Below are 17,295 nucleotides of genomic sequence, written 5' to 3' on the forward strand. Positions count from 1 at the left end.
ACTCACCGCATCCCCCCTCCCGAAATCGATCCCACCACCCACCAGGAGCTCGCCGATCAGGCCACCATCGAGATCCTGGATTTCCTCTACGAACTGACCACCGCCTTTGAAAACCGCTACTTCGCCCAGTTGCGGCGTGCTGAGCAGGCGCGGGAACGGAAGCCCCGGGAGAGCGCCGACGATCGCCGGTAAAAAGCCGGAGAGTAGCCTGCACCGCCCAAACCTCCGGCACGGACGCCGGGCGGCGGCTTCCGGTGGCTCTACCGTCCATCAAATAACGCGCTACAAATAAGCCGTAAATCAATTAGATATGATTCCACGTGACGCTATCCTAATCCCCTCACTCCACCAAGCCCGAAAAAACCCGGGTCATCGCCGGCTTTTTTTTATGTCGCGACCCCCATGCAGCCCTCCATGCGACCCGGTATAATCCGCACCCGATCCGCCCCGGTAGCTCAGCTGGATAGAGCGCTCCCCTCCTAAGGGAGAGGCCAGAGGTTCGAATCCTCTCCGGGGCACCATTTCCATGAAGAAGGGGGCGCCATGGCGCCCCCTTCTTCATGGGTCGGGGAAAAATGGTAGTTGGGAATGTCATGGTTGGGCCGTAGGCTGGGCCGAACGTCATCCCCCTGCCCTTCTTGCCCGCCTCACTCTCTATGGAATGGTTTCCGATTACCCTGCTATGCGCCTTCAGCTTGGCCAGCGCGGATGCGATGACCAAGCGCTGGCTGGGCGATTACGGGGGGCGGGAGCTGGTGCTGGTGCGGCTGGCGCTGCCGGCGCTGCTGCTGGTGCCGCTGGCCTGGGCCAATCCGTTGCCGGCGGTCCCCTTGCCATTCTGGGGCTGGATCGGGGTGCTGGTGCCGCTGGAGCTGGCGGCGATGCTGCTCTACGTGGTGGCGATCCGCGACGCGCCACTCCACCTCACCCTGCCCTACCTCGCCTTCACCCCGGTGTTCAACGTCGCCACCGGCTATCTGTTGCTGGGGGAAACGGTCTCCCTGCGGGGATTCGGGGGCATCCTGCTGGTGGTGGGCGGGGCCTATCTGCTCGATCTGAAACGGGGCGGCAACGGCGGCTGGCTCGCTCCGGTACGGGCGCTGCTGAGCCGGCGCGGCTCGCGGTTGATGCTGGCGGTGGCGGCGATCTACAGCCTTACCTCGGTGATGGGCAAGCAGGCGATGCAGTATGCCGATCCGCTGAGCTTCGGCGCCTTCTACTACCCGGCAGTGGGCGCCGGCGCCCTGCTCTTCGCCCTGCTTCATCGCCCCGCCCTGCTCGGTGCCCTGGTGCGCCGGCCGCTGGCCAACCTGGCGGTGGGGGCGGCGATGGCGCTGATGGTGGTGACCCACTTCCTTGCCATCGCCCAGGTGGAGGTGGCCTATATGATCGCGGTGAAACGCACCAGCCTGCTCTTCGGTATCCTCTACGGCGCGCTGCTCTTCGGGGAACGGGATCTCGTCCGCAATCTGGGGGCCGGCTCGTTGATGGTGGCCGGTGTGGCACTCATTATCCTGTAAACCATCGGGCGGCCAGCTCGGCCCATTCGCAATCGCCACGCCGAGGTGCGAGATTCGGCGCCGCGGCGGGCGCGGCCCGCCCTATTCCACAGGCAACCGTCGCTGGAGCCCTATGAAATCCGTATTCCGTCTTACGCTGCTATTCACGCTTTTGCTGACCCCCCTCGCCGCCCGGGCCGAAGATGCGGGCACCGCCGCGCTGAAGGAACTGCGCATCGGCGACCATCGGATCGAAGTGGAGGTGGCGAGCACCCGGGAGGAGCGGCGTCTGGGATTGATGTTCCGCCAGGAGCTGGCGGAGAACCGCGGCATGCTGCTCGCCTACCCCCAGCCGAAGCGGATCGGCCTATGGATGCGCAACACCCCGTTGCCGCTCAGCGCCGCCTTCCTCGACGAACAGGGCGTGATCCTCAACATCGTACAGATGGCCCCGGAACGGCTGGACATCTACCTGTCGAAGGGCACAGCGAAATATGCGCTGGAGATGAACCAGGGGTGGTTCGCCAAACGCAACATCACCCCGGGAAACCGGGTAGAGGGCCTGCAAGAACGCTCCTCACCCCCATCCCCTTGATATTCTGAATTTTCCCGGGACGGGCCGACGCAGGAGGTCCGTCCCGGGAAAATTCAGATGACTTTCGAGAAGCGTTGTTGGGCCTGCTTCTCCCGCAGATAGCGGTCGAAGACCATGCAGACGTTACGGATCAGCAACCGACCGGCAGGCTGCACCTCGATCCCGCGCCCATCCAGGGTGATCAGCCCATCCTCCACCATCTCCTTCAGCTCATCCAGCTCGGTGGCGAAGTAGTCGGCGAAACGGATGCCGTGGCGCGCCTCCAGCGCCGCAAATTCGAGGCGGAAGTGGCAGATCAGCCGGGTGATGACGTCGCGGCGCAGCAGGTCGTCGTCGCTCAGGCCGGTGCCGCGGAACACCGCCAGGCGGCCGGAGTCCAACCGCTCCTGGTACTCCCCCACCCCGCGCAGGTTCTGACTGTAGCTCGCCCCCACCATGCCGATGGAGGTGGCGCCGATGCCGATCAGGTCACACTCGGCGTGGGTGGAGTAGCCCTGGAAGTTGCGGTAGAGGGTGCCCTCGCGCTGGGCCACCGCGAGCTCGTCGTCGGGTTTGGCGAAGTGGTCCATGCCGATGTAGAGATAGCCCGCGGCGGTCAGCTTCTCGATGGTCATCTGGAGGATCTCCAGCTTCACCTCGGGGGCCGGCAGGTCCGCCTCGTTGATCCGCCGCTGCGGCTTGAAGATCTCCGGCAGGTGGGCGTAATTGAAGATGGAGAGGCGATCGGGATCGATCTCGATGGCCCGATCGAGGGTCTTGCCGAAGCTCTCCACGCTCTGGAACGGGAGGCCGTAGATGAAGTCCATGGAGGTCGAGCGGAAGCCCTCCCTGCGCGCCGCCTCCAACACCGCCAAGGTCTCCGCCTCCGACTGGATGCGGTTGACCGCCTTCTGCACTTGCGGGTTGAAGTCCTGAACGCCGAGGCTCATCCGGTTGAAGCCGATCTCGCGCAGCAGCGCCACCGTCTCGGCGGTGGCCTCGCGGGGATCGATCTCGATGGAGTACTCGCCGCTGTCGTCGTCACGCAGGGTGAAGTGGCGGCCGGTGACCGTCATCAGCTCGCGCATCTGGTCGTGGCTGATGAAGGTGGGGGTGCCGCCGCCCCAGTGGAGCTGGTCCACCGTGCGCGAGCGGTCGAACAGCGCGCCCTGCAGCTCCAGCTCCTTATAGATGCGATCCAGGTAGGGTTGGGCGAGGCCGCGGTCCTTGGTCGCCATCTTGTTGCAGCCGCAGTAGAAGCAGACGGTGTCGCAGAAAGGGATGTGGAAGTAGAGCGAGAGCGGTCGCAGGGGCTGCTCGGCGTTGGTCCGCGCGGCCCGCTCCCGGTACTGCGACTCGCCGAAGCCTTCGTCGAACTGCGGCGCGGTCGGGTAGGAGGTGTAGCGCGGACCGGACTTGTCGTAGCGGCGGATCAACTCCAGGTCGAATACGGTCTCTTGGCTCATTCAGTCGTCCTCTGGCGAGGTCTCCAACCCGGTGACGTGGGTGAAGTTGATCAGCCGCAGCAGGTGCTTGAACGGCAGCGCGCGGTCGCTGGCGTGGTTGACGATGTCCATGAAGGGCAGATCGCCGCTGGCCCACTGGTAGGTGCCTTCTGCCATCTGCCGCTTGATGCCGCGAATCTGCTCCTCCAGCTCGGCGAGGAAGCTGTCCGCGCCACCCATACCCTCCATGTCGTACTCCATGGCGAGCCGCAGCTCCTCCACCTCGAAGATCGCCTGATCGATCAGGTCCACATACTGTTCAACGGTTCTCGGTTTCTTGATATCCATCGCTCGATTACGGGGCTCTACGTTGGGATGGCCGACCGTTCCGTTCCCCGAAGGGGATCGAACGGCGCATTCTGCAAGGGGGTCGGGTATTCTCGCATATTCCGATGGCCCGCTTAACGGGATCTTTTCTGCAGGAATTGACCGCCATTTTTCCGACGATTCGCCGCGCCGGCCGGGAGATTGGCGGCATGAAAACTGCTTGATTTTCGCTATCGACCCACCCGGACGGGCCCACGCCCATCCACCCCGAAACGTGACGGACGAACCGAGATGAGACCACTCGCCCCCACCCTGCTCACCCTCGCCTTCGTCACCGGCGTCGCCGGTGCCGGAGAGCGCATCCTCACCTACCAGGCCGATCTCGATCAGTCGCAGTGGCAGGCCGCCGCCAGCGAGCGCTCCTGCACCCTCAGCCACGAGATCCCCAACTTCGGTCGCGCCGTGTTGCGCCGCGACATGGGACGCAAACTGGTGCTCGAGCTGGAGACCCTGCGCCCCCACCACGGCGACGGCAAGGCGCTCATCATCAGCGCCCCGCCCGGTTGGCGTCCGGGGGTCAACGCCCGGCGACTGGGCGAGGTGCAGATCGGGCGTGGCCGCACCCCCTTCCGCATCGAAGGGACGATGATCGACCAGATTGCCGCCGCCCTTGAGCAGGGGATGAGCCCGACCCTGCGCTACGAGGACCCACCCGGCGTGGTGGAGACCAAGGTCGCCCTCACCGCCATCCATTTCGACGAGGGGTATCGTGAATTCCTCGCCTGCGCCGACTCGCTCACCCCCACCTTCGAGCAGGTGAAGTTCAAGGTGCTCCACTTCGACAGCGACAGCACGCGACTCACCGAAGAGACCCGCGAATACCTCGATCTGGTGATCGAATACCTCAACGCCACCAGCCGGGTGCGCAAGGTGTTGGTGGACGGCCACTCCGACATGCGTGGCACCACCAAATACAACCAGCGGATCTCGCTGACCCGGGCCGCCAACGTGGAGCTCTACCTGACCAACCGGGGCATCGACAAGAAGCTGATCAAGGTGCGCGCCTTCGGCCGCTCGCGGCCGGTGGCGAGCAACAAGACCGAGGAGGGACGTTCGAAGAACCGCCGCGTGGAGATCGAGGTGCTGCAGTAAGGGACAGACGAGCGATAACGCATCCACCGGGCGCCGGTCGGACGGAGCGATCCCCGTGGAATTGCCACTGCCTTCGTTTTGATCGGATGCGCTGTCGCGTCTCTGCCCCTACGTCCTCACGCCCCCGTTGCGGAAAAAAAGCTCACCGTGCGAACCGCCGCACCACCCGCTCGGCCAGCAACAGGGCCAGCACCGCGCCGTAGATCCCCACTTCCAGATAGTCATGCCCCTTCGCCTTCCACAGGAAATGGAGCACGGCGAGGGCCGCCGCCGGATAGACCAGCCGGTGGAGCCGCCGCCAATTGCGGCCGAGGCGGCGGATCATGGCGCCGGTGGAGGTGAGCGCCAGGGGCAGCAACAGCAGCTGGGCGGTGAAACCGACGGTGATGTAGGGGCGTTTGAACAGGTCGGCGGCGATCTCCGGCCACAGGAACCAGCGGTCGAGCCACAACCAGAGGGTGAAGTGGAGGGCGGCGTAGAAGAAGGCGAACAACCCCACCATCCGCCGGAAGCGCAACGCCCCGCTCCACCCCGCCCGGCGCAATGGCGACAGCGCCAGGGTCGCCAGCAGCAGACGCAATGCCCAGTCGCCACTGGAGTGGATCGACGCCTCCACCGGATTGGCCCCCAAGCGGTCGGCGTAGAACCCCCACGCGCCGATCAACGCCGGGAGAAGGCAGAGAAAAAACAGCAGCGGTTTCGCCACGCGCATCCGTCATCCGTCCACTTGATCGGTAATTGGCGAACGCCGTCAAAAATAGCGCTGAAGGTCCATCCCGGCATAGAGGTGGGCCACTTCGTCGGCATAGCCGTTGAAGGGCAGGGTCGGCCGGCGACGCAGTTCACCGATGCGCCGCTCGTAGCGCTGGCTCCAGCGCGGATGGTCCACCTCGGGATTGACGTTGGCATAGAAGCCGTACTCCCCGGGATTGGAGGTGGACCAGGAGGTGGGCGGCTGGCGCTCGTCCAGGCGGATGCGGACGATCGACTTGATGCTCTTGAAGCCGTACTTCCAGGGCACCACCAGGCGCAGCGGCGCGCCGTTCTGGTTCGGCAGCTCACGGCCGTAGAGACCGGTGGCGAGCAGGGTCAGCGGGTGCATCGCCTCGTCCATGCGCAATCCCTCGCGATAGGGCCAGTCGAGCACCCCGCGGTTCTGCCCCGGCATCTGCGCCGGGTCGTGGAGGGTCTCGAAGTAGACGTACTTGGCGCGCGAGGTGGGCGCGAAGCGCTCCAACACCGTCCCCAGCGGAATCCCCTGCCAGGGGATCACCATCGACCACGCCTCCACACAGCGCAGCCGGTAGATCCGCTCCTCGGCGGTGAAGGGGCGGAGCAGATCCTCCAGGTCCAACGTGCCGGGCCTCTCCACCTCCCCCTCCACCACCACCGACCAGGGGCGGGTCTTGAGCGACCCGGCATAGCGCGCCGGGTCCTCCTTGGAGGTGCCGAACTCGTAGAAGTTGTTGTAGGAGGTGACGTCCTTGTAGGGGGTCGGTTCGTCAGCCGGCGGCGCCTCCTCCGCCGACTCCCCCTCACACCCGGCCAGTGCCAAGGCAATACCGGCGGAGCCGAAGGCGGCTTGGCGCAGGAAGCGGCGACGCTCCAGGTAGACCGCTTCGGGGGTGATCTCGGAGGGGAGGATGGGATCGGGACGGCGAATCAGCACGGCGGCGGCTCCTGATGGTTGGCGGTTGCAGCCCTATACGCCCGGCCGCCCGTTTTGGATTCGGTCGACCACCCGCCGCGGGTCCAACGTATACAGACAACGACTCCGGCCCGACATGGTCGTAAAACGCAGAGAACGCGGAGAAGAGGTGACCGGTATTCTTTGCGTTCTCTGCGTCCCTTTCGAGCGCTCGGAAAAAAGACCAAAGTCACAACCGGCTGGCCGCCAGCGCCGCGCCGAACAGGCCGACCCGGGGTTCGGTCACCACGTGGACCGGGATGGTGGCGGTCACCTTGGCCATCCGCCCCTTGGCGTTGAACGCCTCCAGGAAGGCCACCTCCTGCAACTTGTGCAGGATCTTCGGCGCAATGCCGCCAGCGACGAAGAGTCCGCCGCTACACACGGTGGTAAGTGCCAGATTGCCCGCCTGGGCACCGTAGATACGGACGAAGAGTTCCAGGGCGTGGATCGCCGACGGGTCGCTCCCCGCCAACGCCGCCTCACTGATCGCCGCTGCGGCGTCCCCTGCCGCCATCGCCACGCGTAGCGCCTCGCCCGCAGCCAGCCCGGAACCCTCCAGGAAGCGGTGGATATTGACCAATCCCTGGCCGGAGACCAGCCGCTCGTAGGAGACGTGGCCGAAGGTCTCGCGCAACACCGCCAGCAGCCGCTGCTGCTCCTCGTCCTGGGGGGCGAAGCTGGCGTGCCCACCTTCGGTGGGGAGCACCTCGTAATACCCGTCGCACCACACCTGCAGCGCCTGACCGAGACCGGTACCGGCGCCGATCACCGCCCGCGGCCCCCGCGGCCGCGGGGTCCCCGCCTGGAGGGTGTGCAGCGCCTCCGCTCCCAGCGCCTCGATGCCGTAACCGATCGCCTGGAAGTCGTTGATCAGACGCAGCCGCGACAGCCCCGAGGCCTCCGCCAATCCCCCGCTCTCCAGGGACCACGGCAGATTGGTGATCGCCGCCCGCTCTCCCGCGCCCTCCTCGTCCACCGGACCGGCCACCCCGATACAACCGTACGCCACCCCGTCGGCAAGCCCCCCCGCCGCCTCCAGGAAGTCCCGCAACATCGGTTCGAGCCCCGCCCACGCTTCGCTGGGATAGCGGTGTTCCAGCAACGGCTCGCAGCGCACCGTCCCCCCTCCCGCATCGACGCACTCGACGATCGCCAGCAGCGTCTTGGTCCCGCCGAGATCCCCGGCCAGGACCTTCACGCCCCCTCCTCCAGCGCCGCGGACTCGACGAACCACTCCACCTCGCCGAGGGAGTGGATGCGCTCCACCGGCAACGACTCGCCGTCGCCCCCCGCACCGAAGAGACGGGCCAACACCGCCCCCTTGCCGGTTCCCGGCACCAGAAAGAGCAGGTGGGCCGCCGCCTCGATCACCGGATAGGTCACGGTGAGCCGCCACACGCCGAGCTTCTCCACGAAATTCTCCACCGCCCAACGACGACGCTCGATCAGCGCCGCGCTATCCGGGAAGAGGGAGGCGATGTGGCCGTCGGGGCCGAGCCCGAGCATCATCAGGTCGAACCGCGGCACCTCCCGCGGCCCCGGCGGCAGCCGCTCACCGAGCAGCGTGTCGTAACGCCGCGCATCGGCCGCGGGATCGTCCGGGTCGAGCACCATGGGATGGAGCTGTCCGGCCGGGATCGGCACCCGATCGAGCAGCGTGCGGCGCGCCACGCCGAAGTTGGAGTCGGGGTGCTCCTCGGCAACGCAGCGCTCATCGCCGATCCAGACATGGACCATTTCCCAGGGAACGTCTTCCCGCCCGGCCAGACGCTCGAAAACCCAGCGGGGTGCGCCGCCGCCGGAGAGCGCCACATGGAACGCCCCGCTCTGCTCCGCATAGCGGCGGGCCAACGCCGCCCAGCGATCGGCATAGGCGTCGAACAGCGCCTCCCCACTCTCGAACCGGTGAACGATCGGCTTCATCCCCTACCCCTTGGCTACACTTAGTGGTGGAGAAGCGTGAAACAGAACGCCGACACCGTCAACCGAAGGGGCCGCCCCCTTCGCGGTGAAGAACAGAGCGAGGTGCAGCCATGTTCCTGAAAGAGCAAAAGAGTGGTGATCTGGTGGAGGTGCTCGACCTGGAGTCCCTCTTCGATCCCAATCGCGACCGCGTCCACGGGCGCTTCCACGCGGGCGAGGAGATGCCCGATCCGAGCGACTTCGCCAAGCCGGACTTGGCCTTCCCCTCCGGCGAGGCGCTGCCGCGCTGCTGGACCGACCCCCACTACCGGGCATGAGAAAGGGCCGGTGGAACAGACGTTCCACCGGCCCCTTGGAGCCTATCCCGCCTCGGAGAGTTCGCGGTCGCGGCGATTGCTGGCGACGAAGGCGAACGCGTCGGCGACCGCCTCGTCGACCTGCCGGTCGATGGCGTTGCGCTCCTCGGTGGTCATGTAGAAGGCCGCGTCCACCCGGAAACGGACGTAGCGCGAGGGCAGGCGGTTGAGGGCGACGCAGGCCACGTCCTCCAGAAAGTCGTCGTCCAGCGCCTCGCTGCGCCTCGCCATCATCGAACCGATCCGCTCATAGACCAGCGGCTCGAAGAAATTCTGAACGGCATCGTAGTTGGTCATTACAACCTCTTCTTATCGTATTCCGCTTCTCGTCGCACGCCGAAGACGGTGGTCGCGCGGCTACCCGTCGTGAATGCGCACCGCCAACACGTCGCACGGCGCATGGTGGAGGATCGCGTTGGCGGTGGAGCCGAGCAGCAGCGCCAGACCGTGGCGCTCGTGGCTACCGACCACGATCAGATCGACCCCCTCCTCCTCCGCGGCGCGGATCACCTCGCCGCGGGTCGCCCCCACCTCCAGACGCCGCGGCGCGCTCTTCAGCCCCAGACGCTCGGCCAGTCGCGTCATTCGCTCCCGCGCCTGCGCCTCCAGCTCCTCGTCGAGTCCCATCGGCTCGACCGGCATCATGCCGTCACCCAGGTCCATCGGCATGAACTCCACCACGTGGATCAGCGACACCTGCGCGCCGCAGCGCTCCGCCAACTCCGCCGCCCGCCGCCCGACCGCCTCCGACTCCGGCGAGAAGTCGAGCGCCACCAGGATCTTCTTGTACATGACCGCTCTCCCCGGCTCCGTCACTACGGTGAGTATACTCCAGCACCTGCCCGTTGATCGGCGAGCGATCGGCACCAGGAAAGGGGACACTTTTTCAGCGGCCGCTTGCGGCGCCCCGCGGTCACGCCCCAACCGCCCGGCTAAGGGCGGCGAACTGGGCGAGGGTGAGCTGTTCCGGGCGGATCGAGGGATCGACGCCGGCCGCCTCGATGGCGGCGGCGTCGAGCAACCCCTTGAGGTTGTTGCGCAAGGTCTTGCGGCGCTGGGAGAAGGCTTGGCGCACCAGATTGGCAAAGGTCGCCTCACTGCCCACCTCCACCGGCGGCACGGCGTGAGGCACCAGGCGAACGATGGCCGACTCCACCTTGGGCGGCGGGAAGAATGCGCCAGGTGCCACCTTGAAGAGCTTTTCGGCGCGGCAGCGGTACTGGATCATCACCGACAGCCGCCCGTAGTCACCGCCACCGGGGGCCGCCACCATCCGCTCCACCACCTCCTTCTGCAGCATGAAGTGCATGTCACGGATGGCCTCGAGCTGATCGATCAGGTGGAACAGCAGCGGGGTGGAGATGTTGTAGGGGAGGTTGCCGACCACGCGCAGCCGCTGATCCTCCTCCTCGTCATCCCCCAGATAGGAGGCCAGCTCACGGAAATCGAACTTCAGCGCATCGGCCTCGTGGATGTGCAGCTCGCCGACGGTGGCCGAAACGGTGCGCAGGACCGGGATCAGGTCGCGGTCCAACTCCACCACGTCCATCGAGCCGAGGACCTCCAGCAGCGGAAGGGTCAACGCCCCCCGTCCCGGCCCGATCTCCACCAACCGCTGCCCCGTCTTCGGCGCGATCGCCGCGACGATGCCGCGGATCACGCTCCGGTCGGTGAGGAAGTTCTGCCCGAACCGCTTGCGGGGACGATGTGCCATGAATAACGCCCTTATTTAACGCAAAGGAGCAAAGACGCAGAGAGCGCAAAGGAGCGTGTGGTTTTCCGCATATGCCGCCCGCGAAACCGGCGAGGCGACTTCGCCACTTCGCGCCCTTCGCGTCTTTGCACCTTTGCGTTGGATGTTCACGTCCGCCCGACCATCTCCAGCGCGGTGGCGATGGCCGCCTCCAGGCTGCCGGGGTCGGCGCGGCCGGTGGCGGCCAGATCGAGGGCGGTGCCGTGGTCCACCGAGACGCGGACGATGGGCAGCCCCAGGGTGACGTTGACCGCCCGGCCGAAGCCCATGTGCTTGAGCACCGGCAGCCCCTGGTCGTGGTACATGGCGAGCACCGCGTCGCAGCGCTCCAGGTAGCGGGGGGTGAACAGGGTATCGGCGGGCAGCGGCCCTTCGAGCCTCATCCCCTCGCCGCGCAGCCGCGCCAGCAGCGGCTCGATCACCTCGATCTCCTCGCGCCCCAGGTGCCCGCCCTCCCCTGCATGGGGGTTGAGGCCGCAGACCAGGATGCGCGGCTCCGCGATACCGAAGCGCTGCCGCAGGTCATGGTGGAGGGCGCGGATCACCCGCGCCAGCACCGCCGGGGTGATCGCGTCGGCCACCGCCCGTAGCGGCAGGTGGGTGGTGGCCAGCGCCACCCGCAGGCCGGGACAGGCGAGCATCATCACCGGATCGCCGCCGGTGCGCTCGGCGAGGAATTCGGTGTGGCCGGTGAAGGGGTGGCCCGCCTCGTTGATCACCCCCTTGTGGACCGGCCCGGTGACCAGCGCGGCGAACTCGCCGGCCAGGCACCCGTCGGCGGCGCGCCGCAGGGTCTCCAGCACGTACTCGCCGTTGGCCGGATCGAGCCTTCCCGCCTCGGCCGCGGCGGCCAGCGCCACCGGCAGTACCTTCAACCGCCCCGCCCGCTGCGCCGCGGCTGGTGCGCTCAGATCCACCGCCTCCAGCGCCAGCGGCAACCCCAGCGCCGTTGCCCGCGCCGCCAGCAGCGCCGGATCGCATACCGCCACCAGCTCGGCGGGGTGCTCCCGCTGGGCGGCCATCACCGCCAGATCGGGCCCGATCCCGGCCGGCTCGCCGGGAGTGAGTGCCAAACGGGGAATCAAGGGATCAGTAGTCGTCGTTCAGCCGATACTCGACGAAGGCATCGCCGCGCAGTTGGCGCAACCAGTTCTCCAGGGCCTCTTCGCTCTTGCGCTTGCCGATGATCTCGCGCGCCTTGGCTCGCTGCATGTCGGCGGTGGAGTCATGGTTGCGCCGCTCCAGCACCTGCACGATGTGGTAGCCGAACTTGCTCTTGAACACCGGGCTCACCTCACCCGGGGCGAGGCCATCCATCACCGACTCGAACTCGGGCACCATGGTGCCGGGGGTGACCCAGCCCAGATCACCGCCATTGGCCGCGGAGACCCGGTCCTGGGAGTGGCCGCGGGCCAGGGTGGCGAAGTCCTCGCCGCCGACGATGCGCAGCCGCAGCTGCTCCAGCCGGGTCTTCACCTCCTGCTCGGAGTGGACCTCGTCGGGCATGATCAGGATGTGGCGGGCGTGGGTCTGGGTGACCATCATCCGCTCGCCACCGCGCACCTCCAGTAGCTTCACCAAGTGGTAGCCGCTGGGACTGCGGATCGGATCGCTCACCTCGCCGGGGGCCAGCTTGGCCACCACCTCGGCGAACAGCGTCGGGATCTGCTCCCGCTTGCGCCACCCCAGGTCGCCGCCCTCGAGGGAGTGGCGGCCGTCGGAGACGTGCATCGCGGTCTGGGTGAAATCGGCCCCCGAGCGCAGCCGCCCGAGCACCTGCTCCACCTCGAGACGGGCGGCGCGGGCCTGCTCGGAGGTGGCCTCGGGAGGCACGCTGACCAGGATGTGGGCCAGGTGGTACTCCCGGTTGTCGCCGCCCAGCGTCTTGGCCTGCTCGACGAAGGCGTCGGCCTCCTCGTCGGTGACCGTGATCCGGTTGACCACCTCCCGCTGGCGCAGCTTGGTGATGATCATCTCCTTGCGCACCTTCTCGCGGAAGCGGGCGAACGGCATCCCCTCCCGCTCCAGCACCTGGCTGAACTGGGTCAGGGTGAGGTGGTTCTGATCGGCGATCCGGCGCAGCGCCTCGTTGACCTGCTGGTCGTCGACCCGGATGCCGACCGAGGCGGCCTGCTGGAGCTGCAGCTCGGTCATCACCAACTGCTCCAGCACCCGCTTCTCCAGCAGATCCCGTGGCGGCATGCGCCCGTCCGAACCGGAGCGCTCGAGCCGCTGCTCGGTCTCGGCGATCGCCGCGTCGAGCTCGCTCTTGACGATCACCGCGTCGTTGACCACCGCGACGATGCGGTCCACGGGCTGGGGAGCGGCCCGGGCGGCGGTGGCGAGGAGCGACAGGCCCAGGGCGAGAAGCAGGATTCGGAAAAACGTCATCGGGTGTTCCATCATCAATTCGTGCCGTAGCCGAGGATGCCCCGTTCGAGCACCGATTCGAGACCGCTGCCGAGGCGGCCCAGCCCCTTCAGCTCCAACTGGAGATAGATGCCGCTGTTGCTCTCGCCGCTGTCGTCGTTGACGTAGCTGCGCCCGACCATCCGCCACGCCCAGCAGCAGCTCTGGTATTCGAAGCCGGCCAGGGTCTCCAGACCGCGATCCCCCCGCAGGTCGTAGTTCCAGCGGGCGATCGCCGCCCAGTTGGGGGTGACCGGCCAGAACAGCGAGACGTCGGTCTGCTCCATCAGGTTGCGACGGTAGCGGTAGGCGAGGTTGAGGATGCGCCGCTTGCCGGGGTTGTAGCGCAGTTGCACCACCCCCTTGTCGGTGTCCTCATCCTGCACGTCCCACAGCCAGGTGCCGCGCACCAGCCAGTCCGGCCACAGCCGCGACTCCGCCTCGGCAACGAAGTCCGAGGTGTCGTCGCTCTCCACCGCCATCCCGGGCAGGGTGACGTTGCGATCGTCGAAGTAGAGGATCTGACCGGCGCTGGCGCGGAACAGTTCGCGGCCGCTGGTTCCGTCCAGATAGCGGCTGGAGAGGGCCAGGGTGAGTTGATTGGCGTCCCCCACCCGGTCGCTGCCGCCGAAGCGGTTCTCGCGGAACAGCTGGGAGAAGCTGAAGTCGTAGATCGCGGTATCGAACAGCGGCAGTTGCGACTGGTCCTGGTCCTTCACGTAGAGGTAGTAGAGGCGCGGCTCCAGGGTCTGCACCAGGGAGCGGCCACCGATGGCGGTGTCACGCTCGAAGAACAGGCCGCCGTCGACGCTGACGATGGGCAGGCCGCGATCCGGGGAGTCGGGACTGCCCGCGGCAACGTTGTCCAGGTTGTAGGCGGTATGGCGGTAACTGAGCGAGGGAGTCACGTAGTAACCGGGACCGCCCCAGTCGAGGCTCACCCGCGGCTGCACGTCCACCCGGCTGCCGGTGACCCCCACCTCGCGGTCGAAGTTGACGTACTCGGCGTTGACCCCGAAGCGCAGCCCCTGCTGCCACGGCCACTCCCCCTCGAAGGTGACCTGGGGCAGCTTGCGGTAGGGCTTGCCCCACGCCGTGATGGCCGGGTCCACCGTCTGGTAGTCCTGCAGCCGGCCGGCGAGGTTCCAGTAACCGCCGAAATAGGCGGCATAGACGTAGCGTTCCAGATGGGTGGTGCTGGAACGCGCCAGGGAGCCGCCGAAATCATTCAGATAGGCGTCGTCGGAGACGTAGTTGAATACCGCCTCGGTGTAGACGTTGGGAAGGGGGGTGCCGACGTGGTCGAGACTGACCAGACCGCGGGTGTCGCCGGTCTGGTCGTCGTCGGGGAGCAGCTCGACGTCCAGGGTGCCGTGGTAGTCCGGCTGCAGGTAGCGCAGCTCCGCCGCCAGCTGCGCCCCGCGGTCGCTCATCAGCCGCGGCGTGAGGGTGGCGTCGTAGTTGGGCGCGAGATTGAAGTAGTAGGGCACCGCGACGTCGAAGCCGGTGGCATCCGAGGCACCGATTTTCGGCGCCAGCAGCCCCGACTTGCGCCGTTCGTCCAGCGGGAAACTGAGCCACGGCGAGGCGAGCAGCGGGACCCCCTTGAAGCGGAGCTTGGCGTGGTGCGCCACCCCCTCGTTGCTGGGGTAGTCGAGATCCATCTGCTCGGCGGTGAGCAGCCAGTCGCCGTTGCCGTCGGGACAGGTGGTGTAGCTGAGCCCCTCCAGGTGGGCGCGGTCGCCGCCCGCCTCCATCTGCGCCGTGGCCGCCTCGCCGCGGGCGTGCTGGCGCGGCAGCCGATAGGCCATCTCGGTGAACTCCGCCCGATCGGCGTCCATCTCCACCCGGCCGGTGGCGGCGCGGTCGATCTCGAACCCCTGCTGGCGGTAGACGACGTTGCCCTCCGCCACCGCCACCGCCGCGGGCTTGTCGTAGTCCACCTGGTCGGCATCCAGGTGCTGGTCGGCACGGTCCAGGGTGACCCCGCCGCTGAAGGTGGAGGTGCCCTTGAGGTGGATGTCGGCGCCGTCCGCCTCGGCGCGCATCGGCTCCTCGCGGCGCCGCGCGTCGAGCTCGGCGGCGGGGATCTCCGCCGCGGGGGCGGGATCGCCGCACAGCGCCCAGCGGTTCCCCGACTCCCAGTAGCGCTCGGCCATGGCGGCACCGCCCGGGGAGTAGTCCCGTCGCCCCGCGTCGGGCACCGCGCGCTCCGCTCGCGGTCGCCTCTCTGGCGCCGGCGTCGGTTCCGGCTCCATCCGCGGCGCGACGGGGCGCGCCGCCGGCGCACGCTCCGGTTCAGCGGCTCGGCGCGGCTTCGGGTAGTGGATCGGCTGCGGCTCCGGAGTCGCTTGCGGCCCGGCACCGGGGCGAGGGGTGGATTCGGGAGGGGCCTCCTCAGCCGGCTGCTCCGAGGGAACCGCTGCGCGGGCCGCTCCCTCCCCGGCTGCAGCCGCAGGCTCGGCCGGGACCGCGCCCGGAGCGACCGCAGCCGGCGTGGACAGCGGTTTGGGCACCGGGGTGACGTTCACCGGGACCCGGCCACTCCCGGTCACCTGAAAACAGGCCCAACCGCCGTCGGCGGCACTCTCGCAGGCCCATTGTCCGGGCCCGGGGGCGGCGAGGGCCGGGCCACCGAGGATGGCGGAGATCAGACCCGCCACGGGAAGGGGGGAAGGGAAGTGACGCTTCACGGATCGCATTCTTGTTGTGGACAGGGCCCGCCGGAGATGCAGGGGAGGCAGGTGGGCTACGGTGAGCCGGGACGGACGGTGGGACCACTCCCCCCTGCCCCGCGCTCACCGCGCCCGGCCACCTCCTGGCCCCGGCTCGACGAAGTGGCCTAGAATACCCCACTCGCCCCCCGTTGTCTTCCCGCCACGCCCCCCCATAATCCGGTGAAAAAAGCGCTTCCCATCCTCCTCGTTCTGCTCGCCGTCGGCGTCGGCGCCACCACCCTCGTCGCCACCCGGCCGGTCCCCCAGCCGGAACTCCGCGAGAGCGCCCCGGCGCGGGTGGCGGTAACCCGCACCACGCGCCTCGACCTCACGCCCACCACCCGCCTCACCGGCCAGTTGCAGCCGGCGCGCAGCGCGCAACTCCAGTTCGAGGTGGGGGGGCGGGTGACCGAGCGGCTGGTGGAGCCGGGCCAGCGGGTGGTCGCCGGTGCGCCGCTCGCCCGACTGGACGGAGCGGACTATCGCGACGCCCTGGCCGAGGCGCAGGCGCGCCTCGCCGAGGAGCGCCTGGCGGTGGCGCGGGACCGCCGCCTGCTCGCCCTGGCGGGCGAACACCGCAAGCTCCAGCAGCGTGAGGTGGAGCGACTGGAGCGCCTCGGTGAGCAGTCGCTGGCCTCCCACACCAACCTCGACGAAGCGCGCCAGCGACTGCTTCAACTGCAGGGTGACGAGGCACGGCTGCGTCAGAGCGTCGACGGCACCGAGCCGCGCCTCACCCTGAGCCGCACCGCCGTCGAGCGTGCCCGTCGCAACGTGCGGCGCACCACCCTCACCGCCCCCTTCGCCGGCACGGTCAACCGCGTCAACTTCGAGGTGGGCGACTCGGTGACCTCCTCCCAGCCGGCACTGACGTTGGTGGAGACCGATCGCCTCGACCTCTATCTGGAGGCGGGCGGCGAGAGCGCGCGGGTGCTGGAGTTGGGCCGTCCGCTCACCGTCACCGTCGGCAGCGAACGGCGCGACGGCGAGGTGGTCGCCCTGCAGCGGGACCCCGAACCCACCACCCACACCCACCCGCTGCGCATCCGCCTCGACGGCCAGGGCCTGCTCCCCGGCCAGCTCGCCCGCGCCGAATTGCCGCTGGCGCCGCTGCACGGGGTGATCGCGGTACCGGTGAGCGCGGTGCTGCGCGAGGAGGGGCGGGCCTACCTCTACCGGATCGGCGCGGAAAACCGCCTGGAGCGGCGGGAGGTGGAGCTCGGCCCGCGCTACCAGGAACGCCAAGTGATCCTCACCGGCATCGACGCCGACCAGCCCATCGCCGCCCGCGACGTGGCCGCCCTCAGCCCCGACCAGAAAGTGGTACCGGTAAGCGATCAATAGCGGCCGCCTCCGCAGGAGCCGGTAGGGCGATGGGGAATCGTAGTTTCGCTTCGCCCTTCCCACCCTCCCCCGACACCCTTGAAATCCCCCACGATCCCAGTGTTAA

General features: G+C 68.0%; 18 protein-coding genes and 1 tRNA gene. 7 read left to right on the forward strand and 12 right to left on the reverse strand.

Annotated elements, in window-relative coordinates:
• The 4 genes from ACYQ2W_RS21120 to ACYQ2W_RS21135 all read left to right on the forward strand — a co-directional run.
• Positions 1–192: hypothetical protein (locus tag ACYQ2W_RS21120; protein ID WP_459871807.1), on the forward strand; the 192-nt coding region annotated here is incomplete at its 5' end.
• A gap of 252 nt (positions 193–444) precedes the next feature.
• Positions 445–521: transfer RNA gene (locus tag ACYQ2W_RS21125), tRNA-Arg, on the forward strand.
• A 135-nt stretch (positions 522–656) separates the two neighbouring features.
• Positions 657–1,520 carry an EamA family transporter gene (locus ACYQ2W_RS21130; protein WP_459871809.1) on the forward strand — a complete coding sequence of 288 codons (864 nt, stop codon included), beginning with the start codon at positions 657–659 and terminating at the stop codon, positions 1,518–1,520.
• Positions 1,521–1,632: 112 nt separating this feature from the next.
• Entirely contained in the window at positions 1,633–2,094 is a 462-nt protein-coding gene (locus tag ACYQ2W_RS21135; protein ID WP_459871811.1) for a DUF192 domain-containing protein, read from the forward strand.
• A 53-nt stretch (positions 2,095–2,147) separates the two neighbouring features.
• Here the strand turns inward: ACYQ2W_RS21135 and hemN are convergent, their stop codons facing one another.
• Positions 2,148–3,539 carry an oxygen-independent coproporphyrinogen III oxidase gene (gene hemN, locus ACYQ2W_RS21140; protein ID WP_459871813.1) on the reverse strand — a complete coding sequence of 464 codons (1,392 nt, stop codon included), beginning with the start codon at positions 3,537–3,539 and terminating at the stop codon, positions 2,148–2,150.
• Entirely contained in the window at positions 3,540–3,866 is a 327-nt protein-coding gene (locus ACYQ2W_RS21145) for a hypothetical protein (protein ID WP_459871815.1), read from the reverse strand.
• Between the two features lie 270 nt (positions 3,867–4,136).
• On the opposite strand from ACYQ2W_RS21145, the gene ACYQ2W_RS21150 reads away from it, so the two are divergent.
• On the forward strand, positions 4,137–4,997 hold the full coding sequence (locus ACYQ2W_RS21150) for a flagellar protein MotY (protein WP_459871817.1): 861 nt from the start codon (positions 4,137–4,139) through the stop codon (positions 4,995–4,997).
• Between the two features lie 142 nt (positions 4,998–5,139).
• Here ACYQ2W_RS21150 and ACYQ2W_RS21155 read toward each other — a convergent pair whose 3' ends face one another.
• The 4 genes from ACYQ2W_RS21155 to pgl all read right to left on the reverse strand — a co-directional run bounded on the left by ACYQ2W_RS21155 (position 5,140) and on the right by pgl (position 8,610).
• Positions 5,140–5,709, reverse strand: coding sequence for a protein-methionine-sulfoxide reductase heme-binding subunit MsrQ (locus ACYQ2W_RS21155; RefSeq protein ID WP_459871820.1), 570 nt, complete (start codon positions 5,707–5,709; stop codon positions 5,140–5,142).
• Between the two features lie 39 nt (positions 5,710–5,748).
• On the reverse strand, positions 5,749–6,666 hold the full coding sequence (gene msrP, locus ACYQ2W_RS21160; RefSeq protein ID WP_459871823.1) for a protein-methionine-sulfoxide reductase catalytic subunit MsrP: 918 nt from the start codon (positions 6,664–6,666) through the stop codon (positions 5,749–5,751).
• Between the two features lie 208 nt (positions 6,667–6,874).
• Positions 6,875–7,885, reverse strand: coding sequence for a glucokinase (glk, locus tag ACYQ2W_RS21165; RefSeq protein ID WP_459871825.1), 1,011 nt, complete (start codon positions 7,883–7,885; stop codon positions 6,875–6,877).
• On the reverse strand, positions 7,882–8,610 hold the full coding sequence (gene pgl / locus ACYQ2W_RS21170; RefSeq protein ID WP_459871827.1) for a 6-phosphogluconolactonase: 729 nt from the start codon (positions 8,608–8,610) through the stop codon (positions 7,882–7,884). The genes glk and pgl overlap by 4 nt, the downstream gene beginning before the upstream one ends.
• A 110-nt stretch (positions 8,611–8,720) precedes the next feature.
• On the opposite strand from pgl, the gene ACYQ2W_RS21175 reads away from it, so the two are divergent.
• The gene (locus ACYQ2W_RS21175; protein ID WP_459871829.1) at positions 8,721–8,927 is read left to right on the forward strand and encodes an acetyltransferase; all 207 of its coding nucleotides are present in this window, start codon (positions 8,721–8,723) and stop codon (positions 8,925–8,927) included.
• Positions 8,928–8,969: 42 nt separating this feature from the next.
• Here ACYQ2W_RS21175 and ACYQ2W_RS21180 read toward each other — a convergent pair whose 3' ends face one another.
• The 6 genes from ACYQ2W_RS21180 to ACYQ2W_RS21205 form a co-directional block, all read right to left on the reverse strand.
• The gene (locus ACYQ2W_RS21180; RefSeq protein WP_459871831.1) at positions 8,970–9,263 is read right to left on the reverse strand and encodes a late competence development ComFB family protein; all 294 of its coding nucleotides are present in this window, start codon (positions 9,261–9,263) and stop codon (positions 8,970–8,972) included.
• Positions 9,264–9,323: 60 nt separating this feature from the next.
• Entirely contained in the window at positions 9,324–9,758 is a 435-nt protein-coding gene (locus ACYQ2W_RS21185; protein WP_459871834.1) for a universal stress protein, read from the reverse strand.
• Between the two features lie 121 nt (positions 9,759–9,879).
• A complete protein-coding gene (rsmA, locus tag ACYQ2W_RS21190; RefSeq protein ID WP_459871836.1) occupies positions 9,880–10,680 on the reverse strand; it encodes a 16S rRNA (adenine(1518)-N(6)/adenine(1519)-N(6))-dimethyltransferase RsmA in 801 nt (266 codons plus the stop codon).
• A gap of 146 nt (positions 10,681–10,826) precedes the next feature.
• The gene (pdxA, locus tag ACYQ2W_RS21195) at positions 10,827–11,801 is read right to left on the reverse strand and encodes a 4-hydroxythreonine-4-phosphate dehydrogenase PdxA (RefSeq protein ID WP_459871846.1); all 975 of its coding nucleotides are present in this window, start codon (positions 11,799–11,801) and stop codon (positions 10,827–10,829) included.
• A gap of 7 nt (positions 11,802–11,808) precedes the next feature.
• Positions 11,809–13,110, reverse strand: coding sequence for a peptidylprolyl isomerase (locus ACYQ2W_RS21200; protein ID WP_459871838.1), 1,302 nt, complete (start codon positions 13,108–13,110; stop codon positions 11,809–11,811).
• A gap of 14 nt (positions 13,111–13,124) precedes the next feature.
• On the reverse strand, positions 13,125–15,821 hold the full coding sequence (locus ACYQ2W_RS21205) for an LPS-assembly protein LptD (RefSeq protein ID WP_459871841.1): 2,697 nt from the start codon (positions 15,819–15,821) through the stop codon (positions 13,125–13,127).
• 204 nt (positions 15,822–16,025) lie between these two features.
• Between ACYQ2W_RS21205 and ACYQ2W_RS21210 the strand changes: the two genes are divergently transcribed.
• Positions 16,026–17,189, forward strand: coding sequence for an efflux RND transporter periplasmic adaptor subunit (locus ACYQ2W_RS21210; RefSeq protein WP_459871844.1), 1,164 nt, complete (start codon positions 16,026–16,028; stop codon positions 17,187–17,189).
• The last annotated feature ends 106 nt before the right edge of the window (positions 17,190–17,295 follow it).

This window comes from Endothiovibrio diazotrophicus (assembly GCF_054657215.1).